19 protein-coding genes are annotated in these 21,288 nt (G+C 64.6%); 5 read left to right on the top strand and 14 right to left on the bottom strand.

Annotated features, from left to right (window positions below; all coding sequences use genetic code 11):
• Positions 1–338: 338 nt before the first annotated feature.
• The 4 genes from FJW05_RS09245 (at position 339) to pcaF (ending at position 4,924) form a co-directional block, all read left to right on the top strand.
• Positions 339–1,367 (top strand): LacI family DNA-binding transcriptional regulator, encoded by a 1,029-nt coding sequence (locus tag FJW05_RS09245; protein WP_140630628.1) that lies wholly within the window; start codon positions 339–341, stop codon positions 1,365–1,367.
• Between the two features lie 693 nt (positions 1,368–2,060).
• Complete coding sequence (locus FJW05_RS09240; protein WP_140630625.1) at positions 2,061–2,918, top strand: CoA transferase subunit A; 858 nt, start codon at positions 2,061–2,063, stop codon at positions 2,916–2,918.
• Positions 2,915–3,718, top strand: a complete 804-nt coding sequence (locus tag FJW05_RS09235; RefSeq protein WP_140630622.1) for a CoA-transferase subunit beta — start codon at positions 2,915–2,917, stop codon at positions 3,716–3,718. The genes FJW05_RS09240 and FJW05_RS09235 overlap by 4 nt, the downstream gene beginning before the upstream one ends.
• Positions 3,719–4,924 carry a 3-oxoadipyl-CoA thiolase gene (gene pcaF / locus FJW05_RS09230; RefSeq protein ID WP_140630620.1) on the top strand — a complete coding sequence of 402 codons (1,206 nt, stop codon included), beginning with the start codon at positions 3,719–3,721 and terminating at the stop codon, positions 4,922–4,924. It abuts the gene before it with no gap.
• Between the two features lie 13 nt (positions 4,925–4,937).
• On the opposite strand, the gene pobA is transcribed toward pcaF, so the two are convergent.
• The 11 genes from pobA to FJW05_RS09175 all read right to left on the bottom strand — a co-directional run bounded on the left by pobA (position 4,938) and on the right by FJW05_RS09175 (position 14,691).
• A complete protein-coding gene (gene pobA / locus FJW05_RS09225) occupies positions 4,938–6,110 on the bottom strand; it encodes a 4-hydroxybenzoate 3-monooxygenase (RefSeq protein ID WP_140630617.1) in 1,173 nt (390 codons plus the stop codon).
• The gene (locus tag FJW05_RS09220; protein ID WP_140630615.1) at positions 6,110–7,159 is read right to left on the bottom strand and encodes a 3-carboxy-cis,cis-muconate cycloisomerase; all 1,050 of its coding nucleotides are present in this window, start codon (positions 7,157–7,159) and stop codon (positions 6,110–6,112) included. The genes pobA and FJW05_RS09220 overlap by 1 nt, the downstream gene beginning before the upstream one ends.
• 11 nt (positions 7,160–7,170) lie before the next feature.
• The gene (gene pcaG, locus FJW05_RS09215) at positions 7,171–7,785 is read right to left on the bottom strand and encodes a protocatechuate 3,4-dioxygenase subunit alpha (protein WP_140630612.1); all 615 of its coding nucleotides are present in this window, start codon (positions 7,783–7,785) and stop codon (positions 7,171–7,173) included.
• Positions 7,785–8,537: a protocatechuate 3,4-dioxygenase subunit beta gene (pcaH, locus tag FJW05_RS09210; RefSeq protein WP_140630609.1), complete on the bottom strand. Its 753-nt coding sequence runs from the start codon at positions 8,535–8,537 to the stop codon at positions 7,785–7,787. The genes pcaG and pcaH overlap by 1 nt, the downstream gene beginning before the upstream one ends.
• The gene (pcaC, locus tag FJW05_RS09205; protein WP_140630605.1) at positions 8,530–8,928 is read right to left on the bottom strand and encodes a 4-carboxymuconolactone decarboxylase; all 399 of its coding nucleotides are present in this window, start codon (positions 8,926–8,928) and stop codon (positions 8,530–8,532) included. The genes pcaH and pcaC overlap by 8 nt, the downstream gene beginning before the upstream one ends.
• Complete coding sequence (gene pcaD, locus FJW05_RS09200; protein WP_140630603.1) at positions 8,921–9,733, bottom strand: 3-oxoadipate enol-lactonase; 813 nt, start codon at positions 9,731–9,733, stop codon at positions 8,921–8,923. Before pcaD ends, pcaC begins: the two co-directional genes overlap by 8 nt.
• Positions 9,734–9,832: 99 nt before the next feature.
• The gene (locus FJW05_RS09195) at positions 9,833–10,687 is read right to left on the bottom strand and encodes a sugar phosphate isomerase/epimerase family protein (RefSeq protein ID WP_140546489.1); all 855 of its coding nucleotides are present in this window, start codon (positions 10,685–10,687) and stop codon (positions 9,833–9,835) included.
• A 1-nt stretch (position 10,688) separates the two neighbouring features.
• Positions 10,689–11,465, bottom strand: coding sequence for an ATP-binding cassette domain-containing protein (locus FJW05_RS09190; RefSeq protein WP_140546490.1), 777 nt, complete (start codon positions 11,463–11,465; stop codon positions 10,689–10,691).
• Complete coding sequence (locus FJW05_RS09185; protein WP_140630600.1) at positions 11,462–12,448, bottom strand: ABC transporter permease; 987 nt, start codon at positions 12,446–12,448, stop codon at positions 11,462–11,464. Before FJW05_RS09185 ends, FJW05_RS09190 begins: the two co-directional genes overlap by 4 nt.
• 116 nt (positions 12,449–12,564) lie before the next feature.
• Positions 12,565–13,554, bottom strand: coding sequence for a substrate-binding domain-containing protein (locus FJW05_RS09180; RefSeq protein ID WP_140630598.1), 990 nt, complete (start codon positions 13,552–13,554; stop codon positions 12,565–12,567).
• Between the two features lie 60 nt (positions 13,555–13,614).
• A complete protein-coding gene (locus FJW05_RS09175; protein WP_140630595.1) occupies positions 13,615–14,691 on the bottom strand; it encodes a LacI family DNA-binding transcriptional regulator in 1,077 nt (358 codons plus the stop codon).
• Positions 14,692–14,834: 143 nt separating this feature from the next.
• Here FJW05_RS09175 and FJW05_RS09170 point away from each other — a divergent pair, with 143 nt between their 5' ends.
• The gene (locus tag FJW05_RS09170; RefSeq protein ID WP_140630592.1) at positions 14,835–15,866 is read left to right on the top strand and encodes a hydroxyacid dehydrogenase; all 1,032 of its coding nucleotides are present in this window, start codon (positions 14,835–14,837) and stop codon (positions 15,864–15,866) included.
• A gap of 541 nt (positions 15,867–16,407) precedes the next feature.
• On the opposite strand, the gene otsB is transcribed toward FJW05_RS09170, so the two are convergent.
• The 3 genes from otsB to FJW05_RS09155 all read right to left on the bottom strand — a co-directional run bounded on the left by otsB (position 16,408) and on the right by FJW05_RS09155 (position 21,288).
• Complete coding sequence (otsB, locus tag FJW05_RS09165) at positions 16,408–17,190, bottom strand: trehalose-phosphatase (RefSeq protein WP_140630589.1); 783 nt, start codon at positions 17,188–17,190, stop codon at positions 16,408–16,410.
• The gene (locus FJW05_RS09160) at positions 17,187–18,977 is read right to left on the bottom strand and encodes a trehalose-6-phosphate synthase (protein ID WP_140630587.1); all 1,791 of its coding nucleotides are present in this window, start codon (positions 18,975–18,977) and stop codon (positions 17,187–17,189) included. The genes otsB and FJW05_RS09160 overlap by 4 nt, the downstream gene beginning before the upstream one ends.
• A 148-nt stretch (positions 18,978–19,125) precedes the next feature.
• Positions 19,126–21,288 carry an amylo-alpha-1,6-glucosidase gene (locus FJW05_RS09155; RefSeq protein ID WP_140546085.1) on the bottom strand — a complete coding sequence of 721 codons (2,163 nt, stop codon included), beginning with the start codon at positions 21,286–21,288 and terminating at the stop codon, positions 19,126–19,128.

Raw genomic sequence — 21,288 nt, 5'->3', positions numbered from 1 at the left:
CGGGCCTGTTCCTCCATGGCCCACGTGAGGGATATTGACGGCAGTGCATGAAGCCTGTCAACATCATAAATGCTCAAAATACGTCATAAGATCGCAGATGAGAGAGAAAATGCCGCCCGCCCGACCCATCACAGCGCACCCATTGCTTGGATTTGAGGGGCTTTCGCCCCGATCCTCCCGGCTTGGCCGGACCTTCGCCGCCTTATGTACCGCGCCGGCTTGCGCCCAGGCCAAGGGCGGTTACATCATTTCACATCAGAATCGCGGGCGCTGCCGAGGCGTTTTCCGGAACTGAGTGGACGCTGCGTGATTTTGATGCTTGCGATGAGGTGCTCGACGTGCGGTCAACCCTGACAGACATAGCCCGGGAAGCCGGCGTTTCTCCGGCCACGGTCGACCGCGTGCTCAACAACCGGCCGGGCGTGCGGGCGCGCACGCGCGAGATCGTCATCGAGATGGCGCAACGCCTGGGATACATCGCCGAAACGCCGAACGGGACGCCGCAACGTTTCGTGCCGGGCCAAACGGTAAGGCTCGACTTCGCGCTGCCGGCCGGCACCAACTCCTTCATCAAGCTCTTACACCGGCACATCGAGGCGCAGGCATTGGCGCGGCCCGATCTCGACGTCCGCGTGACGACCATCGAAGGCTTCAACCCCGACCGGCTTGCCCGCCTGCTGCAGGACCTGCATGGCCAGACGCAAGGCGTCGGCGTCATCGCGCTCGACCACCCGACGGTGCGCGAGGCGATCCGCTCGCTATCGGCGAGCGACATCAAGGTCGTCACCATCGCCTCCGACATCCTGCACGTGCCGAGGGTCGCCTATATCGGCATCGACAACCGCGCCGCGGGCCGGCTGGCCGGCTATCTGCTCAACCGCTTCATGGGCGCCGGCCATCCGGGCAAAGTCGCGCTGTTCGCAGGCTCGCTCGCCTATCGCGGCCATGAGGAGCGCGAGATGGGTTTCCGCCATATCCTCGCCGAAGAATCGCCCAACCTCGAAATCGTCGAGATGCGTGAAATGCTCGACGATCGCGACAAGGCCTATTCCGAGGCCTCCGCATTGCTGGAGCGCCACCCCGACCTCGCTGCGATCTACAATGTCGGCGCCGGCAACACCGGGATCGCCCGAGCGCTGAAGGAACGCGGACGCGCGAAGGAGATCATCTTCCTCGGCCATGAGGTGACCGACGGCACGAAGGAGCTTTTGCTCGACGGCACGCTCGACGCGGTGATCGACCAGAACCCGCGCGTGGAGGCCAGGGAGGCGCTCAACATCCTGTCGCATTCGGTCAGAGGATTGCCCTACGAGCTGCACCAGCCTCGGCTGCAAGTGATCTTCCGCGAGAGCATCCCGGAGATTTAGGTCTCTCTCAAACTCCCCCGGTGGCATGCGTTGGAGATTGGCCGAAACGCCTATCGCGATCGTCATTCCAGGGCGGAGCAGCCGCGAAGCGGCGTCGCGGAGACCCTGGAATCCATTCCGTGACCTTTGCCGTGGGGTGCAGCGGTGCGGAATTCTGGACCGTGGCAACGCCTCGACATCACGGAATGGATTCTATGGTCTGCGCGCGTCGCTTCGCTCCTTGCTCCGCCATAGAATGACGATGTTGGGGCGGCTTCAACCAATCCCCAGCGTTTGCGCTGATTTCACGGAAATGAACGGAAAATCTTGCTCGAAGACAAACGGCAACCTTTCAAAATCCCTCGTCATTCCAGGGCGGAGCAGGAGCGAAGCTCCGTCGCGGAGACCCTGGAATCCATTCCGTGACCTTGATCGAAGAGCGCAGCGGAGCAGAATTCTGCACCGCAGCAACGCTTCGAAGTCACGGAATGGATCCTCGGGTCTACGCGTCCGCTTCGCTCCCGCTCCGCCCGTGGATGACGACGGTGGGGCGTTCCGTGCCAGCGGTCCGTGATCGGCACGGCGATCGAGCGTAGGTTCGACAATGGCGAAGGCATCGGCCTTCGCCTTGTCGATGGCTTGCCCGGAGCGGCACGACCGGTGATAAGACTATGTTCGCAATGCGAACTTTTTTGCATCTCCGGAGCCGCCCCGATGGTCAAGTTCCTGCCGCTGAAAGAGGCGGTCGCGGAAAACCTGCATGACGGCGATACGGTCGCCTTCGAGGGTTTCACCCATCTGATCCCGACCGCCGCCGCGCATGAGGCGATCCGCCAGGGCTTTCGCGACCTGACGCTGATCCGCATGACGCCCGACCTGATCTACGACCAGATGATCGGCATGGGCATGGCGCGGAAAATCGTCTTCTCCTATATCGGCAATCCTGGCGTCGGCCTGCTCAGGCGCGCCCGCGACGCCATCGAGAACGGCTTTCCTCGCGTCATCGAGGTCGAGGAGCACAGCCACGCCGGCATGGCCAATGCCTATGAGGCGGGCGCCGCCGGCCTGCCCTGCGCGGTGTTCCGCGGCTATCGCGGCGCCGGCCTTGCCGCGGTCAATCCGAACATCAAATCCGTCACATGCCCTTTCACCGGCGAGGTGCTGGCCGCCGTCCCGGCGATAAGGCCTGACGTTACCTTCATCCACGCGCAGAAGGCGGACCGGAAAGGCAATGTGCTGGTCGAGGGCATCATCGGGATCCAGAAGGAGGCCGTCCTTGCCGCAAAGCGCGCTGTTGTGACGGTCGAGGAAATGGTGGACAATTTCGACGACCTCCACCCCAATCTCACGGTGCTGCCGAACTGGACGATCGCGGCGATTTCGGTCGTGCCCGGCGGCTCGCATCCCTCCTACACGCATGGCTATTACGAGCGCGACAACGCCGCCTATCTCGAATGGGACGAGATCGCCGCCGACCGCGGCCGCTTCCAGGCGTGGATGCAGCAGAACGTCATGGAGAGCAGCCCGGATGACTTTGCCGGCCGCGTCGAGCATCTGAGGAAAGCCGCATGAGCGACGCGAAGGATATTGGTTTCACCCCGAACGAGATGATGACGATCGCCGCCAGCCGCGCCTTGAAGAGCGACGATGTCTGCTTCGTCGGCATCGGCGCGCCGTCGGCCGCCTGCAACGTCGCGCGGCTGACCCATGCGCCCGACATCACGCTGATCTACGAGAGCGGCACCATCGGCGCCGCCCCCGACGTTCTGCCGCTGTCGATCGGCGACGGCGAATTGTGCGAGACCGCGGTCGCCACCGTCTCCGTGCCGGAGATGTTCCGCTATTGGCTGCAGGGCGGCCGCATCTCGATCGGCTTCCTGGGCGCCGCCCAGCTCGACAAATTCGGCAACATCAACACAACCGTCATCGGCGACTATGCGCATCCGAAGACCCGCCTGCCCGGCGGCGGCGGCGCGCCGGAAATCGCCACCTCGTCAAAGCAAGTCTACATTACCATGGCGCAGTCGAAGCGCGGCATGGTCGAAAAGATCGACTTCTTCACCTCCTTCGGCCATGGCGAAGGCGGCGATCATCGCAAGCGGCTCGGCATCGACACCGCAGGGCCGATGCTTTTGATCACCGACCTCGCCATCTGGAAGCCGGACCCGGCGACCAAGGAGTTTACCGTGGTGTCGCTGCATCCCGGCGTCACGCGCGAGCAGGTGCAGGAGACCTGTGGCTGGACGGTCAAGTTCGCCGAGGCTCTTGACGAGACGCCGGCGCCGACGGAACTCGAGCTGAAGACATTGCGCGACCTGCACGCCCGCACCAAGGCGGCGCATCAAGGAATCGCCGAAGGGAAAGCTGCCTAGATGATCGACGCCTTCATCTGCGATTACATCCGCACGCCCATCGGCCGCTTCGGCGGCTCGTTGTCCTCCGTCCGCGCCGACGATCTTGGCGCCATCCCGTTGAGGGCCTCGGTCGAGCGCAATCTGGGCGTCGACTGGTCGGCCGTCGATGATGTCGTCTATGGCTGCGCCAACCAGGCCGGCGAGGACAATCGCAACGTGGCGCGCATGGCGCTGCTGCTTGCCGGCCTGCCGCAGGACATCCCCGGTTCGACAGTCAACCGCTTGTGCGGCTCGGGCATGGATGCCGTCACCATCGCCGCGCGCGCCATCAAGTCCGGCGAAGCCGAATTGATGATCGCCGGCGGCGTCGAATCGATGAGCCGCGCGCCCTTCGTCATGCCGAAGGCCGACGCCGCCTTCTCGCGCAATGCCGAGATCTACGACACCACCATCGGCTGGCGCTTCGTCAACCCGCTGATGAAGAAGCAGTATGGCGTCGAGTCCATGCCGGAGACCGGCGAGAACGTGGCCGAGGATTTTTCCGTTTCCCGCGCGGACCAGGACGCCTTCGCCATGCGCAGCCAGGACAAGGCGGTGGCCGCGCAAGGAAGCGGCCGGCTGGCGAAGGAGATCACGCCGGTGACCATCCCGCAGAAGAAGGGCGATCCGGTCGTCGTCTCGAAGGACGAGCATCCCCGGGCCGGCACCACCATAGAAGCGCTGGCCAAACTGCCGACGCCGTTCCGCCAGGGCGGCAGCATCACCGCCGGCAACGCCTCTGGCGTCAATGACGGCGCGGCCGCGCTGATCATCGCCTCCGAAGCGGCGGCGAAGAAGCATGGCCTGACGCCGATCGCTCGCATCCTCGGCGGTGCCGTCGCCGGTGTGGCGCCGCGCATCATGGGCATCGGTCCGGCGCCGGCCACCAAGAAGCTTTGCGCTCGCCTTGGCCTGACGCCCGAGCAATTCGACGTCGTCGAATTGAACGAAGCTTTCGCCTCGCAAGGCATTGCCGTGCTGCGCCAGCTCGGCATCGCCGAGGACGCCGCGCACGTCAATCCGAACGGCGGCGCGATCGCGCTCGGTCACCCGCTCGGCATGTCGGGCGCGCGCATCACCGGCACGGCGGCGCTCGAGCTGCGCGAGCGCGGCGGCAAGCTGGCTTTGGCCACCATGTGCATCGGTGTCGGCCAGGGCATCGCCATCGCGCTGGAGCGGGTTTGACGGCCCAGGCAGATCAATAGGGCAAGCCGACATAGTTTTCGGCGAGTGCGGTCGATGCGGCTCTCGAATGCACGAGATAGTCGAGCTCGGCTTCCTGGATGCGTTGGCCGAACTCTCCCGTCTCCGGAAAACGGTGCAGCATTGTCGTCATCCACCAGGAAAAGCGCACCGCTTTCCACACCCGCGCCAGCGCCTTGGCAGAATAGGCGTCGAGTCCTGTCTGCGAGCCGTCGCGATAGAATTCACGAAGCCCGGCAAACAGATAGCGCACGTCGCTGGCAGCGAGGTTGAGGCCTTTGGCGCCGGTCGGCGGCACGATATGGGCGGCGTCTCCGACCAGGAACAGCCTGCCGAAGCGCATCGGCTCGGCGACGAAGGAGCGCAGCGGCGCGATCGACTTCTCGAACGAGGGGCCGGTGGTGACGGCGGCAGCCGTCGCCGGCGGCAGGCGGCGGCGCAACTCGTCCCAGAAGCGGTCGTCGGACCAGGCCTCGACGCGCTCGTCGGCGGGAACCTGCACATAGTAACGGCTGCGTCGCGGCGAGCGCATCGAGCAGAGCGCAAAGCCGCGCTCATGATTGGCATAGACCAGCTCGCGGTCGGCCGGCGGCACCTCGGCCAGCACGCCCAGCCAGCCGAACGGATATTGCCGCTCGAACGTCTTCAGCGCGTCCTCTGGCACCGAGCGGCGGCTGATGCCGTGATAACCGTCGCAACCGGCAATGAAGTCGCAGTCGATGCGATGCGTGAGGCCGTCCTTGTCGTAGGTGACGAAGGGCGACGCGCCGCCGAAATCATGCAGCGCGACATTCGACGTCTCGAAGGCGGTCGGGAGACCCGCCGCTTCGCGCTTCTGCATCAGATCGAGCGTCACCTCGGTCTGGCCATAGACGGTCACATGCTTGCCGCCGGTGAGCGCCGTCATGTCGATGCGATGCGCGCGGCCGCCGAAGGCGAGCGAGATGCCGGCATGCTGCAGGCCCTGGGCATAGAGCCTCTCCGCCGCGCCCGCTTCGCCGAGCAGGTCCACCGTGCCCTGTTCGAGCACACCGGCGCGCACCCGCCCAAGCACATGCTCGCGGCTCGACCGCTCGAGGATGATTGTCTCGACGCCAATCGTGGCAAGCAATTGGCCGAGCAACAGCCCGGACGGCCCGGAGCCAATGATGGCGACCTGCGTGCGCATCAATGACCGAGGCTCTCGACCTGCGCGGCCAACTCTGCCGCAAGCCTGAGCGCGGCCGCCGTCGCCACGACCATTTGCGGCAGGATAAGCCATTCCAGCGTCCAGGCCGAACCCGAGCGCTCCTGCTCATGCACCAGCGCCTGGTGCATTCCGGAAAGCTGGATGGCATTGAAGCGGGCGAGCGCCACCAGGGCTTCCGCCTTCACGGGATTCTGCTTATGCGGCATGGTAGATGAACCGCCGCCGCCGGTGAGCTTGATGTCGGTGCCCGCCTGCGCCATCAGCGCAACGTCCTGCCCGAACTTGCCGAGGCTGCCGGTCACCAGCGACAGCCAGCCGGCGAACTCGGCGAGCGCGTCGCGCTGATTGTGCCATTGCGGCGCGTCGGCAAGGCCGAGCTTGCCGGCAAGCGCGGCGCGCACTGCGGCGGCCTTGTCGCCGAGCTTTTCCAGCGTGCCGGCGGCACCGCCGAACTGCACCACCAGCAGCCGGCCGGAGAGCTCCTTCAAACGCTCCTGGTGACGCTGGAGCGGCGCTCGCCAGGAAGCGATCCGGTCGGTCACGGCGATCGGTATCGCCGGTTGCATGCGCGTGACCGCCATCATCGCCCTGCCCTCGAAATCCTGTTCGAGTCCGGCGAGCCGCACGACGTTCTCGCTGAGCAGCAGGCCGACATGCTCGACCGCCTCGCCCAGGCGCAGCACCAGCGACGTATCGATCACATCCTGGCTGGTGGCGCCGAAATGAACGTGCGCATCGTGCGGCACGCCAACAGCAGCCTTGATCTGTCGCACCAGTTCCGGCACCACGACGCCGTCGGTGGCGACGCCGGCGCGCAGCTTCGCCGTGTCCGGCCGGAACGCCGCCAGCGCTTTCACGATCGCCGCCGCATCGCAGGGTATTGCGCCGCACTCGGCTTCCGCCTCGGCCAGCGCCCGCTCGAAGCTGAGCATCGCGGCGATGTCGGCTTCGACGGAAAAATGTCTGGCCGCCTCTTCGTCGCCGAGCAGGCCGGAAAGCAGCGGGTGATCGAAGGGCGAAACGGTCATGGCGGCCACGGTCAGCTGTCGAAAAAGACCGTCTCCTTTTCGCCCTGCAGGTGGATGTCGAAGACGTAAGTATCGCGTTGGCGCTCGGCGATCAGCGTCGGCACACGCAGGCGATGCTCGATGCGGGCGAGGATCGGGTCCTCGGCATTGGCCTTTTCCTCGTCCGAAAAATAGAGCCTGGTGTGCAGGCCGACATTGATGCCGCGCGCCGCGATCCAAAGCGTGATGTGCGGCGCCATCAGGCGCCCGTCGCGGAACGGCACGCGGCCCGGCTTGATCGTCTGGAACAGGCAGACGCCCGTTTCCGTGTCGGTCGGCTGCCGGCCCCAACCAGGGAAATTCGGATCGGCTGCGCCGCGCATCTCTGCCGGTGAATTGTAGAACCCGTTGGCGTCCGCCTGCCAGATCTCGACCAGCGCCTCCCTCAGCGGCGTGCCGGTGCCGTCGAGCACGCGAATGCGCAATTCGATGCGCTCGCCCTTGGTCTGGTCGTTGATCATCGACGAGCCGAGGTCGCTCGCATAGACGCCGCCGATGCCGCAGAAATTGGGCGTGAGCCCGATATGCACATAAGGTCCGGCGGTCTGCGAAGGGCTCTCCTTCAACCGGTCGAGCGACTGTGCCATCAGTTGCCCTCCGGTCTGTTCTCGAACAGCGTCGAGCGTCGCCCGCGCAGCACGATGTCGAACTTGTAGGCGAGCGCATCCATCGGGATCGTCGACTGCATGTCGAGCGCGGCGATCAGCGCTTCGATGGCTGCCTTGTTGGAGATCCCGCCGACGATCGGGCAGCGCCAGATCAACGGATCGCCCTCGAAATACATCTGCGTGATCAGGCGCTGCGCGAAGCCGTGGCCGAACACGGAAAAATGGATATGCGCCGGCCGCCAGTCGTTCGGTCCGTTGGGCCAGGGATACGGTCCGGGCCTGATGGTGCGCAAGGCGTAGCCGCCGTCCTCGCCGGTAATCGCGCGCCCGCAGCCGCCGAAATTCGGATCGAGGGGCGCAAGATACCCCTCCCTCTTGTGTCGGTAGCGGCCGCCTGCATTGGCTTGCCAGAGTTCGAGCAGCACGCCGGGCACGCCATTGCCGCGCTCGTCGAGCACCCGCCCATGAACGATGATGCGCTCGCCGATGGCGCTTTCGCCGGGTCTGGCGAAATTGTGGATCAGGTCGTTATCGAGCTCGCCGAGCATCGCATGCCCGAACACCGGGCCGGTCGATTCCGACAGCGTGTTGTCGAACGACACCAATGCTTTCTGCGGCGAGCGCAGCACCGAACTTTTGTAGTTCGGCGTCAACGCAGGCGGGTGCCATTGGCGGTCGCGCTGGAAGAAGGCGCCGGTTTCCGGCGCCCGGTTGGAGCCGGTCTCAGCCATGAGCGGCCCCGTCCATCTGCGCAAACACCTCCTTGGCGATCTTGAAGGCGCGGTTGGCGGCCGGCACCCCGGCATAGATCGCGACATGCAGGAAGGCTTCGCAGATGTCGTCGCGCGACGCGCCGGTGTTGACGGTGGCCCGCACATGCAGGGCGACCTCCTCGTCATGGCCAAGTGCTGCAAGCAGCGCCAGCGTCACGATCGAGCGTTCGCGCTTCGACCAGCCGGGTCGCGCCCACACCGTTCCCCAGGCAGCCTCGGTGATCAGCCGCTGGAACGGCCGGTCGAAATCGGTAGCGGCAGCCTCGGCGCCGTCGACATGCGGATCGCCGAGCACGGCGCGACGGACCTCGAGCCCGGTCCGGTAGCGGTTCTTCGCGACATCATCCATGAGCAGACTTTCCCCCAGGCAACGAGGCGACGAAATCGCGGATCAAGGTGACGAGCGCTTCGGGCTGCTCGATACACAGGATGTGCGCGGCATCGCGGATCACCTCGAAGCGTGCGCCGGGGATCAGATCCGCCAGCGAGCGAACAAGGTCGGGTGGCGTCGAGCCGTCCTGATCGCCGACGATGCAGAGCGTCGGCGCAGCGATACGCCGCGCCGCGTCGGTAAGATCGGCATCGCGCACCGCCGCGCATGTCCCGATATAACCAGGCAGCGCCTGCCTGGTCAGCATGTTGCGGCAGCCGGCCAGCTCGGCGGCGCGCCTGGCATGGAAATCGGGGGTGAACCACACTTGCAGCACGCCGTCGGCGATCGCCTCTATGCCGTCGCGCTCGACGGTCGCCATGCGCGTGTTCCAGCTCTCGGCGGTGCCGATCTTGTGCGCGGTGTCGCTGAGGATCAGGGCCTCGACGCATTTTGGATGACGGGTATAGAGCCGCTGCGCGATCAGGCCGCCGACCGACAGGCCGAACAGCACGACCTTGTCGAAACCGAAATGATCGATGAGACCCAGCAGGTCGTCGACATGGTCGTCTATCGAATGAACCCCGTTGCCGATGTCGGACAGGCCGTGACCGCGCTTGTCGTAGACGAGCATCGGCATTTCGCCGCTCAGTCGCGCGACGACATCGTCCCAGATCCGGAAGTCGGTGCCGAGCGAATTGATGAAGATGATCGGACGCGACGTGCCGGTCGCTTCGATATAACGGTGGTGCAGCGTGACGCCGCCTATGCTGACGAATGGCACGGTTCCGATCCTCCGAACCCACATTGCACCAGCTATTTGGTTCGGTAAATCGAAACCGTCCAGGGTTGCTTCGGCGGCTCCCTATGCGGAAGCTTGCTGTTATCCGAGCGTCAGCCCCGCCTTCTTCGCCTCCTCCCGCAGGAACGGCAGGCCGACCTCGATCACGTCGCGCGGATCTTCCGCCACGGGGCGCCAAACGGCGAGCCCGCCGGCGATGTCGACATCGACATGGTTCATGCTTTCGAGCGTGATCGCGCCCTGATAGCCGATGTCGGCGATGGCCTTCATGCAGGCTGCCCAGTTGAGCATGCCTCGTCCCGGCACGCCGCGGTTGGCCTCCGACACATGCACATAGCCGAGATAGGGCGCCGCCGCCTCGAAACCGGAAGCAAAGCTCTCCTCCTCGATATGCATGTGGTAGGTGTCGAGATGAATGAAGATGTTGGGCGCGCCGATGCGCTCGATGATCTTCGCCGCATCGATGCCGCGGTTGATCAGATGCGTCTCATAGCGGTTGCAGGGCTCGATGCCGAGCTTCAGGCCGCGGGACTTCGCCGCCTTCGCCGCGCGTTCGAGGAAACGGCACATACCGTCGATTTCCCTTTGCGTCGGCGCGCGGCCGGTGGTCTTGCCGATCGTGCCGTAGGTGACGCCGCCGAGCGCTTCCGCGCCGACCTCATTGCAGACCCGGAAAGCCGGTTCGAGGAAATCCAGCGCCTCGTCCGGCCGTTCGACCACATCGAGCGCGCGCGGCAGGCCGAGCGAGGGGACCAGTTCAACACGATAGTGATTGGCAAAGCTGCGCGTCCGCTTGGTGTCGATCTCCTCAGGCCGAAGCAAAGGGATCTCCATCAGCCCGATGCCGTATTCCTTGAGCCTGTCCATCTGCGGCTCGATGCGGGCGAGGTCCCAGACCGGCGCGATGGCGAAAGTGTGCAGTCCGAAGGTGTTCATGTCAGCCTCGTTGCTCATGCGCCGCCGCTGCGGCCGTATCGCCGCCGCCGACGATGCGGCTGACGACTTCGTTCATGTTGGTCCTGGCGGTGACGAGATCGGCATCCGCCCTGCCGTGGCGAAGCACGACGATGCGATCGGTGACCGACAGCACGTCGTTCAGCCGGTGCGAGATCAGGATGACGGCGATGCCTTCCGACTTCAGCCGCCGGATAAGGTCGAGCACGCTCTGCACCTCGCGCACGGCCAGAGCCGCCGTCGGCTCGTCCATGATAACGAGCTTCGGATTGAAGGTGAGCGCCCGCGCGATCGCCACCGTCTGCTGTTGGCCGCCGGAAAACGAACCGACCGACCGGTTTATTGACGGCAGGTGCGCGCCCAGCCGCTCGATCATTTTCGACGCTTGGCGATCCATCTCGCTTTTGTCGACGAAGCCGGGGAACAGGCCGAGCAACTTTTTCGTCGGTTCGCGTCCGAGGAAGATGTTCGACGCCACGTCCTGTTGCTTGGCCAAAGAAAGATCCTGGTAGATCATTTCGATGCCGAGGCGCCGCCGCTGACCGGGGTCCAGCGCCAGGATGTCCTTGCCGTCGAACTCGATCGAGCCGGTGTCGGCGCGGTAGATGCCGGTGATGGTCTTCATCAGCGTCGATTTGCCGGCGCCATTGTCGCCGACCAGCCCGACCACCTCGCCGGCCGCGACCGAAAGATCGACGCCATGCAGCACATCGACCGCGCCGAAGCTTTTGCGGATGCCGCGCAGCGAAAGCAGGGTCATACGCGCGACTCCTTCCGCACCTGGTACTGGTCGATGAAGACCGCGAGGATCAGCACCGCGCCGATCGCCATCTGCTGGTAATAGGATTGCACGGCAAGCAGCGTCAGCCCGTTCTGCAAGACGCCCATGATCAGCGCCCCGATCATGGTGCCGAGGATCGAGGCGCGGCCGCCGAACAGATTGGTGCCGCCGATGATCGCCGCCGTGATGGCGGTGAGCTCGTAGTTGATGCCGGCGGTCGGGTCGCCGGCATTGACGCGGGCGGTGAAGAGCAGGCCGGCGAGCCCGGCCAGCGCGCCCGACAGCGTGTAGATGATGCGGCGGTGATGCTCGACGCGGATGCCCGCGGCTCGCGCAGCACCTTCGCTATCTCCCAGCGCCAGCGTGTGGCGGCCGAAACGCGTATAAGCAAGCACCGCATGCGCGACGATGGCCGTCAGCACCAGGATGATCACGGGCATCGGAACGCCGAACGGCCGCCCCTGCCCGATATAGACGATCTCCTGCGGCAGTCCGTAGATCGCCCTGCCCTTCGAGATGACCAGCGCCAGCCCGCGCGCCAGGCCCAGCATGCCGAGCGTGACAATGAAAGCCGGCACGAAGGCGCGGGTGACCAGTTGCCCGTTGATGTAGCCGGCGATCGCGCCTGCGAGGATGCAGGCGGCGACGGCGAAGACCGACGGCCAGCCGAGATTGACCGCCACGAAAGCGCCTGCGACGCCCGCAAGCCCCATGACCGAGCCGAGCGACAGGTCGAGCCCGCCGGAACCGATGACGAAAGTGGCGGCGATCGCCAGCACGCCGATCGTCGAGGTCGCGAGCAGGATGTTGAGGAAATTGCTGAGCGACAGGAAATAGGGCGACAAGAGCGCCATTGCCGTGCTCAGCGCCAGAAGCACCACCAGCGACTCCAGCCGGATGTGGAGCCTTTCGACGGATGCTCGCTGCACCCGAGCCCAGAAGCCGGGCTGTTCAGAAGCCATGTTTTCTACCCTTCGGGTAAGGGAGTAGGGGAGTAGGGGAGTAGGGAAAGATGGGCGAAGCGCAAACCGCGCTCCCCTACTCCCCTACTGCCTTACTCCCCTACTCCCTTCCTTCCTTACTTCACATATTGCAGCATCGGTTCCTTGCCGGCGTCGATCACGTCCTTGGTCAGCACCAGCGTGGGTACTGCGATGCTGTCCTCGACCTTCTCGCCGGCCAGCGCCTTCTTGACGTTCTCCACCGCCTGCTTGCCGACCAAATAGGGAAGCTGCGCCACCGAGGCATTGAGGCGGCCTTCCTTGATCGATTTCACCGCATCGACATTGCCGTCGACGCCGATGAGCGTCACCTGCGAACCCTTGCCCGCCGCATAGACAGACTCGACTGCACCAAGCGCCATGCCGTCATTGGCGCAGAAGATGGCGACGAGATCGGGATGCGCCGTCAGCGTGTCGGTGGCGATCGAAGCGGCCTTGCCGCGGTCCCAGTCGCCCGGCAGCGAAGCGACGATTTCGAGGCCGGGCGCCAGCTCCTTCAGCTTGTCGGCAAAACCCTTGGCACGCTTCTCGCCGGTGATGTTGCCGGACAGGCCTTCGATCACCAGCACCGGACCCTTGGCGTCCTTCCCGAGCTTGTTGGCGAGATACTCCGCGCCCTGCGCGCCGGCGGCGATGTTATCGGAGCCGATATGGAAGGTGACCTTGACGCCTTCCTTGTCGAGCACCGCCTGGTCGAGATTGTTGTCGAGGTCGACGATCTTGATGCCGGCCTCCTGCGCCGACTTCAGGCAAGGTAGAAGGTTGGTCGAGTTGATGGCTGCGGTGATCATCGCCACCGGCTTGCGCTCGAGCATGGTGTTGCAAAGGTTGAGCTGCGGTTCGGCCGCCTGATCGCTCTCGGCCGCCTGCTGGAAATATTTCACGCCGGCTTCCTTGGCGCCGTCCGCGACACCCTGCGCCATCGCGCCCCAGAACGGGTTGGCCAGCGTCTTCATCAGCACGCCATATTCGCCGTCCTCGGCATTGGCAACGCCGACGGCGGAAAACGCAAGCGCGGCGCCGATGGCAATGGTAAATCGATTTATCCTGGGGAAATGCGATATCATTCTATCCTCCGTTGATCCTTGGCGCCGGATGCCACGGCCAGGGCCGGCGCATGCTTCCGCTCACGACAATGGGGGCTGTTGTCGGTCTCCTCCCCCGGAATGCGGACCGCTGCCTGGCGAGCCAACGGATTCCCGCATCAACACCTGGCAGGGCTCGAGCCGCGCCGTGGGTGGTCCCACATCACCCTCGACCCTGCGAAACAAAAGGTTCATCGCCTCGCTGGCGATCCGGTGCACCGGCTGCACCACGGCGGCGATCGCCGGCCATGTCACCTGCATCCATTCGGCATCGTCGAAGCCGACCAGCGAGATGTCGTTCGGGCAATGCCAGTCGCGCCGGCGGAATTCGGACAGCGCGACCAGCGTGCCCTTCAAAAGCAGCGAATAAACGGCGGTCGGCCGCTCTCCCCTGGCGAAGTATTCGCGCAGCGAGGACCTCAGCGGCTCGACGCTGACTTCCGAGGTGATGACGTCGATGCGCACCGATGGGTTGAGCGCCAGCGCCTGGCTGCGAAAACCTTCCAGGCGCGCCCGCACCGTCGCCGCCTGCTCGGCAAGGCCGATGACCAGGATATGGTTATGGCCCTTGCCGACCAGCATCCGCGCCACTTCGGCGCTGGCGGTGAAACTATCAGCCGATACCGTGTCGAAAGCGTCGTCGGACAAGACGCGGTCGATCAGCACGCCGGTCATGCCGTGGGCTTTCATGAAGGCGGCCGCCGGACCATGCTCGTTGCGCACAGGCGCCAGCACGACTCCGGCAACACGCCAGTCATGCATGCGGGCAAGGATTTCCTTCTCGCGCGCCTCCGATTCACGGCTCGATGCGGCGACCAACGTGTAGCCGCGCTGCTCGGCAAGGCCTTCGAGCTCGGTCACCATCTGGCCGAAGAACTCGCTCTCGAACTCAGGCATGATGGCGCCGATGATACGGCGCTTGGCCCTGCGCATGTCAGAGGCTAAAGGATCGACGCGATAGCCCAGATGCTCGACGGCATCGAATACACGCTGCGCGTTTTCGGGCTTGACCGTGGTGACGCCGGCCAGCACCTTGGAGACAGTGGCCGCGGACACGCCGGCATGGCTTGCGACGTCGTGGATCGACGGACGCCGCTGCCGGGTTTGGTGTTGTGCCATTGACCCCTCCCGAGGGCAAGCAGCCGATTTTCTGCCTTGCTGTTGTAATCGATAAATCGATTTTTCGTTCTTGTAAATCGTTTCATCGGGAGTAAGACTTGAATGCGTGATTGACGCGATCCAATCGCGCCCGGAGGAAAAACATGCCCGACAAAGCCTTGCCGCTGGTCATCAGCGCCCCCGAACCGCGCACATTGGAGCTCATCTTCACGCCGCCGCAGCTGGCGCGCCTGCGCAAACACTATCGCATTGTCGAGACCACCCCGGAAGTCGTTGCCGCCCTGCCCGCCGAAACCCTGGCCGAGGCGCGTTTTATCATCGGCCAGCCGCCGATTTCAGCTGAGACGCTGGAGAAGCTGAAGGGGCTGCGCTGCATCTTCAACGTGGAGACCAACCTGCTCAACAACATGCCTTATGAGACGCTGTTTGCGCGCGGCATCCATGTCGTCACCACGGGCCTGGTCTTTGCTGAGCCGGTCGCGGAACTCGGCCTTGCCATGGCGCTGAACCTTGCGCGCGACATTGTCGACGCCGACCTCGCCTTCCGGCAGGGCAAGGAGCTCTGGGGCGGCGACGGCAACCAGACGGCTCGGCTTCTCTCCGGCGCCGATGTGGGCATCATCGGCTTCGGCGATCTCGGCCGTGCGCTCAACCGCCTGCTGGCCGGTTTTCGCACCCGCACCAAGGTCTATGATCCTTGGCTGCCGCCGTCGATCCTGATCGACAACGGCGTCGAGCCGGCCTCGCTGGACGAGGTGCTGTCGCAAAGCGATTTCGTCTTCGTCGTCGCTTCCGTCACCAGCGAGAATGAGGGTTTCCTGGGCGCCGACGCCTTTGCGAGGATGCGCAAGGGCGCGGCCTTCATCCTGCTCAGCCGCGCCGGCGTCGTCGATTTCCCGGCTTTGATGCAAGCGGTGAAGAGCGGCCACATCGTCGCCGCGAGCGACGTCTTCCCGGAGGAGCCGCTGGCAAAGGACCATCCCGTCCGCACCCTGCCCGGCTTCCTGCGTTCGGCGCATCGCGCCGGCGCGCTCGACGTCGCCTTCAAGCGCATGGGCGACATGGTGTTGGAGGATATGGACCTTATCGACCGCGGCCTGCCGCCGCTCCGCTCCAAGCGCGCCGAGCGCGAGACGGTTTCGCGCATGCGCTCCAAGCCGGTCGACAGGAACTAGTGGCACTGCACAGGGGGTTTTGACCGGTCCGCTCTGTTTGCGTTGGCAGGTGGAGATTGGCCGAAACACCCATCGCGATCGTCATTCCAGGGCGGAGCAGGAGCGAAGCTCCGTCGCGAAGACCCTGGAATCCATGCCGTTACCTTCGCCAAGGCGTGCAACGGAGCAGAATTCTGCACCGCAGCAACGCTTCCAAGTCACGGAATGGATTCTATGGTCTGCGCGCGTCGCTTCGCTCCTTGCTCCGCCATAGAATGACGAGATTGGGGCGGCTTCAACCAATCCCCGGCGTTTGCGCTGATTTCACGGAAATGAATGGAAAATCTCGCACCAACGGCAACCTTTCAAAATCCCTGTGTCGGGGAACTAGTTTCGAATAAGCCAAAACGCGCGGCGCGCGATTTGCCAGGCCGTCCCCCACATGTTGCCGGGCCGCCGCGAAAGCGCGGCTGAACACGCTCAAGCTGACAGGGTGCGGCAACGCGGCAGCGCGAGCTTGGACTGAGCGGCTTGAGCCGGGCGGATTTCCTGGCCGACAGGCCTAAGCGACGAGATCGCTCCTTGGCGTTTGCATGGCCGGCTCTCCGAAATTGGCCTCGAGCCAGGCAATGGCGCTCGCAACATCCTCGATGGCGAAGCGCGCGGTGGTCTCGCCCTGCGGCTTGACGCGGATCGAAATTCCCCCGGCGGCATTGACCGTTTCGAAGCCGTTTTCGTCGGACGTGTCGTCGCCAAGGAACACAGGACGCCTGCCGTTGAACGGACCAGTCTGCATGAAGCGCCGGATCGCGGCGCCCTTGGCTGCTTCGAGCGGCATCAACTCGACGCCGGCATTGCCGGCGATGACACGGTAACCTTTCGGCAGGCGCTCAAGCGCTGCCTCGACCAGTTCCGTCGCCCGTGTCAGAAGCTGGGGCGCTGCTCGCGTATGGATGGCGAGCACAGGTCCCTTGCGCTCGACATAGACGGCCTTGCTTGCCAGCTCCAGCTCGATCTCGTCGGCGAGCGCCGCCATGTCCGCCGGCTCGTCGGCGGCCTCGATCCGGCCATCCGGCGCAAGCCTGTGCTCCAACCCATAGAGGCCGGCGATCCTGAGCTTCAAGGGATTGAACAGATGGTCCACGGCCGCGATCGAGCGGCCGGTGATGAAGGCGAGCGCCCCGTCCAGCCGCCGTTCGATCGTCTGCAGCAATTGCCGCAACTCGGCGCTGACCGACACGCTGTCGGGATGCGCCGCGTGCTCCAGCAAGGTGCCGTCGATGTCGAGGAAAAGCGCCCACCGGCCTTCGGGAAGCGGCGGGGTAAGGTCTGCCTGACTATTCATCGGAATCCGACTGCCTGTTTGCGTTCGAACATGGAAACGACGTTGTCGCCGGTGGGGCCCGAAGGCCGATCGTATAAAGCCGTGACCCGGTCGAGGTCGCCGCGCTTCCTGAGCCGCGCCGCGTCGAGCAGCATGCTGCCGGCCCAGCGATAGACATTGTTGTCGCGCACGATGTCGCGCATGCGCCGCATGCGCTCGTGCTGCTCGTCCGGCCCCATGGTCATCGCCTGCAGCATCGCCTCGCTCATCATCGCCGCATCGTACGGATTGACGATCAGCGCCTCCAGCAATTCGCGCGAGGCGCCCGCGAAGGTGCTGAGCAGCAGCACGCCCCGCTCATCGTCGCGCGACGCCACGAACTCCTTGGCGACGAGATTCATGCCGTCATGCAGGCTGGTGACGAGGCAGATGTCGGCGGCGCGATAAAGCTCATAGACCGCGGCTTGCGAATGGTGCTCGGCCACCATGACGACCGGCTGATAGAATTTGCTGCCGTAGCGCTGGTTGAGCTCGTCGGCATAGCGCAGGCATTCTTCGTGAAGCTGCTTGTAGGCAGGCAGCGTGCCCCGGCTTGGTGCGGCGATCTGCAGGAATACGACGTTGCCGATCGTTTCTGGATGACGGATGAACAGTTCCTCAAGCGCATGGAAGCGATCGAGGATGCCTTTGGTGTAGTCGAGGCGTTCGACGCCGACGCAAAGCTTGGCGCCAGCTGGAATTCTGAACCGCTTGCGCACGCGCGCTCGGCACTCCTCGACGCTCGGAAGCGTTTTCAGCAGCTCGACCGGCCACTCGATCGAGATCGGATAGGAATGCACCAGCGTCACCTGGCCGCCATAGGAAATGGCCGCGTCGGCTCGCTCGATCCGGCTTTCCATGAAACGGTCGACGCTTTCGGTGAAGTTGTTGGCGTGGAACTGGGTGTGGAAGCCGACGATCGAGCTGCCGAGCAGGCCGTCGAGGATGCGCTCGCGCCACGGGCAGATGCTGAACACTTCCGAGTTCGGCCACGGTATGTGCCAGAAGGTGATGACGATCGCCTCCGGCAGGCGCTCGCGGATCATGCGCGGCAGAAGCGCGAAGTGGTAGTCCTGGACCAGCACGATCGGCCGCTCGTTTCGCGCCTCGGCAACCACCGTCTCGGCGAATTTGCGGTTGACGGCCTCATAGGCCTCCCAGTCGGATTCGCGGAAGATCGGGCGCGTGAACGCGATATGGCAGAGCGGCCATAGGCCCTCATTGGCGAAGCCAAGATAATAGCCCTGATATTCGTCGTCGCTCAGCCAGACGCGGCGCAGCGTGTAGGAAGGATTGCCGGGCGGCACTTGCACGCGGTCGTTCCTGTCGACCACCGTACGATCGGCAGTGCCGCCGCCATAGGCGATCCAGGTGCCGGCGCAAGCGCGCGTGATCGGTTCCAGCGCCGAGACCAGTCCGCTCGCCGGCACGACAAGCTCGACGTTGCCGTCCCTGGTTTCGTTGTGGATATAAGGCTCGCGATTGGAGACGATGATGACCTGCGCATCCGGTAACTCGTCCGCGAGGATCTTGCGCAACGTCTCCGGCGACCATGTAACCAGCGCCGCGTCGACCGACTGCCCGTTCTTTTCGAATTCGCGCAGCACCTTGCGCGCGGCCTCTGTGGCGAAGTCGTCGCCGGAGCCTGCCATAGCCGGTACCCTCGGGTGATTGCGACGGTACCGGGATATCGAAATGAAAATCGCGAATGCGGAAAGTCCAATGCTTGCGAGAATAAGGACCAGTAACAGAACGCTATATTGTGTCATTGAAATGCCAGGCTGCCTCCGGCTGTCCGCTCATTGTTTTCGTTCTTGCCGGCTGCGGACGGCAGACCGGGCCACCTGTGCAACGCACAAGCCGGCCATGGGTTCCGACATTTTTCGATTGTTGAACGCGGGCTTGCGACGCCTTCTTCTAAGTCCGCACGATAAGCGGCACCTGGCCTTCATGACGATCGGAAAGGAAGGCGGCGACACGGTCGCCGACCCGCTGGAAGGTCACATCGACGACCTTGTCCCCGACACTCAGATGCCTGAGCATCAGGGTGTCGATACCGATCGGCAGCCTCGGGCGCGTGACATGCAGTTCGCCTTTCCAGCCATCGATTTCCAGGCCCAGACAGGCCTGCATCAGCATGAAGGTAGAGCCTGCCGACCAGGCTTGCGGCAGGCAGGCTACTGGATAGGCGATCGGCGCTTCGCCCGGCGCCCGGGCGAAACCGCAGAACAATTCAGGCAGCCGCATATTGAAATGCACGGCCGATTCGAAAGTACCGCTCATCAGCCGCACCACGCTGTCGCGCTCGCCGTAGCGCGCGAGGCCCACGCCACAAAGCGCGGTATCGTGCGGCCAGATCGAGCCGTTGTGGTAGGACATCGGGTTGAAGAACACCGCATCGTCGGCGAGCGTCCGCAGTCCCCAGCCGGAATGGAAGGCGGCCGACAGCAGCTGCTCGGCGACCAGCTTGGCGCGGTCGGGCTGCGGCAGCCCGACGAAGAGCAGGTGCCCGGCATTTGTTGTTCGAACCTTGCAGGGCTGGCCCTCGCCATCGATGGCCAAAGCATAGAAATTCAGGTCGTCCAGCCAGAAATCGCGTTCCACCGCGACCCGCATTTCCTCGGCGCGGTTTTCCCAGTGCTCGGCATCCGCGAATTCGCCGCGGCGGCGCGCGAGCGCCGCCAGGCCGCGGAAGGCGGCAAAGACATAGCCTTGCACCTCGACAAGCGCGATCGGCCCCTTGGGGATGCGGCCGTCGGCGTGGAAGACCGAATCGAAGCTGTCCTTCCACCCCTGGTTGGCGAGGCCGGATTCGGCGGCGCGCTGATAGGTGACGAAACCGGTGGCGCGGCTCGCCTCCTCCGTCCATTCGGCGGCGGCCTTCAGCGAGGGCCACAATTTGTCGATGAAGGCCATGTCGCCGGTACGGTCGGCATAGGCGGAAGCCAGATGGATATAGAGCGGCGTGGTGTCGACGCCTCCGTAATAGCGGCCGAAAGGAAGCTCGCGCAGCGCCGCCATCTCGCCCTTGCGCGTCTCATGCATGATCTTGCCGGGCTGCGAATCCGAAAAGGGCGACGTTTCGGTCGCCTGGTGCTCGGCCAGAAAAGCCAGCACCCCGCGCGCCAATCCAGGATTGAGCCAAAGCATCTGCAGGCTCGAGATCACGCCGTCGCGGCCGAACGCGGTCGAAAACCACGGGATGCCGGCATAGGGATAAGGTCCGGTCGAAAGCTCGGTGGTGAGCAGCGCGACATCGGCGCGGGCGCGCTCGACCCAATCGTTGAACACGCGCCCCGAGCTGTGCACCGTGGCGCCGTGCCTGCGCTTGGCGCGCATGCCGAACCGCGCGCGCGCCGCCGCGGCGCGGAAGCGGTCGCGATCGGGCGGGTCGGCGATCGCGGGGCCGACCTCGACATAAAGCACCTTTCGACTGCGCTTGGTCACGGCGATGAGGAAATCGGCGCGATTGTCGCTCAACTGGTCTGGCGCCTGCGAAAAGGAGATTGCCGAAAGTCGCGGCAAGCCGTCCAGGCCATCATAGCCGAGCAGGACTGTGGTCTTGTCGGTCTTGGCGATATGCGTGGTGCCCCGCTTCACCCGGGTCGAGCCGCGCACCTCGAACATGTCGCGAAAGTCGGCGGCGAAATGCAGCGACGCGGTTATGGTGGAATGCTCGCGGCTGTAGTTGGAAAGCGTGATGCGCTCGAACAGCCTGTCCTGCCAGATCAGCCTGACGCGCTCGATATGGATCGCGCCCTGCGGCATATCGCGGCCGGCAGCGCTTTGAATAGGCAGGTTGGTCAGGTTGGACGTGAACAGCACATTGTCCTGGCTGAGCGATGCACCCAGCAGCGACATCGGCCTGCCGCCGATGGTCAGCCGGAATTCAGACAGCACGCGGGTGTCGTCGCGGAAGAACCCGTCGCCCGAACCCCTGATGTCGCCATAGGCGTCGGCGACGGCGAAGCAGTCGCCCTGCTTGAGGGCAAAAAGCCGGTGCGGTTCTCGCGGCGCCGTCTCGTCAAGCGAGGAAAGGGCCACGGCAGGATCGAGCTTGCGCTCGTCGAGCTCCGTCAT

The organism is Mesorhizobium sp. B2-9-1, from assembly GCF_006439455.1.
Classification (GTDB): domain Bacteria; phylum Pseudomonadota; class Alphaproteobacteria; order Rhizobiales; family Rhizobiaceae; genus Mesorhizobium.
Note: the sequence above shows the minus strand (reverse complement) of the source record. Positions and strands in the feature narration are given on the sequence as shown.

Bases quoted from the DNA above. Each gene is read 5' to 3' on its own strand.
- pobA (WP_140630617.1), bottom strand. From the start codon at position 6,110: ATGCGCACGCAGGTCGCCATCATTGGCTCCGGGCCGTCCGGGCTGTTG.
- FJW05_RS09185 (WP_140630600.1), bottom strand. From the start codon at position 12,448: ATGGCTTCTGAACAGCCCGGCTTCTGGGCTCGGGTGCAGCGAGCATCC.
- FJW05_RS09180 (WP_140630598.1), bottom strand. From the start codon at position 13,554: ATGATATCGCATTTCCCCAGGATAAATCGATTTACCATTGCCATCGGC.
- otsB (WP_140630589.1), bottom strand. From the start codon at position 17,190: ATGAATAGTCAGGCAGACCTTACCCCGCCGCTTCCCGAAGGCCGGTGG.
- pcaC (WP_140630605.1), bottom strand. From the start codon at position 8,928: ATGGATGATGTCGCGAAGAACCGCTACCGGACCGGGCTCGAGGTCCGT.
- FJW05_RS09240 (WP_140630625.1), top strand. From the start codon at position 2,061: ATGGTCAAGTTCCTGCCGCTGAAAGAGGCGGTCGCGGAAAACCTGCAT.
- pcaH (WP_140630609.1), bottom strand. From the start codon at position 8,537: ATGGCTGAGACCGGCTCCAACCGGGCGCCGGAAACCGGCGCCTTCTTC.
- pcaG (WP_140630612.1), bottom strand. From the start codon at position 7,785: ATGGCACAGTCGCTCGACCGGTTGAAGGAGAGCCCTTCGCAGACCGCC.
- FJW05_RS09190 (WP_140546490.1), bottom strand. From the start codon at position 11,465: ATGACCCTGCTTTCGCTGCGCGGCATCCGCAAAAGCTTCGGCGCGGTC.
- FJW05_RS09160 (WP_140630587.1), bottom strand. From the start codon at position 18,977: ATGACACAATATAGCGTTCTGTTACTGGTCCTTATTCTCGCAAGCATT.
- FJW05_RS09195 (WP_140546489.1), bottom strand. From the start codon at position 10,687: ATGAACACCTTCGGACTGCACACTTTCGCCATCGCGCCGGTCTGGGAC.
- FJW05_RS09235 (WP_140630622.1), top strand. From the start codon at position 2,915: ATGAGCGACGCGAAGGATATTGGTTTCACCCCGAACGAGATGATGACG.
- FJW05_RS09155 (WP_140546085.1), bottom strand. From the start codon at position 21,288: ATGACGGAGCTCGACGAGCGCAAGCTCGATCCTGCCGTGGCCCTTTCC.
- FJW05_RS09220 (WP_140630615.1), bottom strand. From the start codon at position 7,159: ATGACCGTTTCGCCCTTCGATCACCCGCTGCTTTCCGGCCTGCTCGGC.
- pcaF (WP_140630620.1), top strand. From the start codon at position 3,719: ATGATCGACGCCTTCATCTGCGATTACATCCGCACGCCCATCGGCCGC.
- FJW05_RS09170 (WP_140630592.1), top strand. From the start codon at position 14,835: ATGCCCGACAAAGCCTTGCCGCTGGTCATCAGCGCCCCCGAACCGCGC.
- FJW05_RS09175 (WP_140630595.1), bottom strand. From the start codon at position 14,691: ATGGCACAACACCAAACCCGGCAGCGGCGTCCGTCGATCCACGACGTC.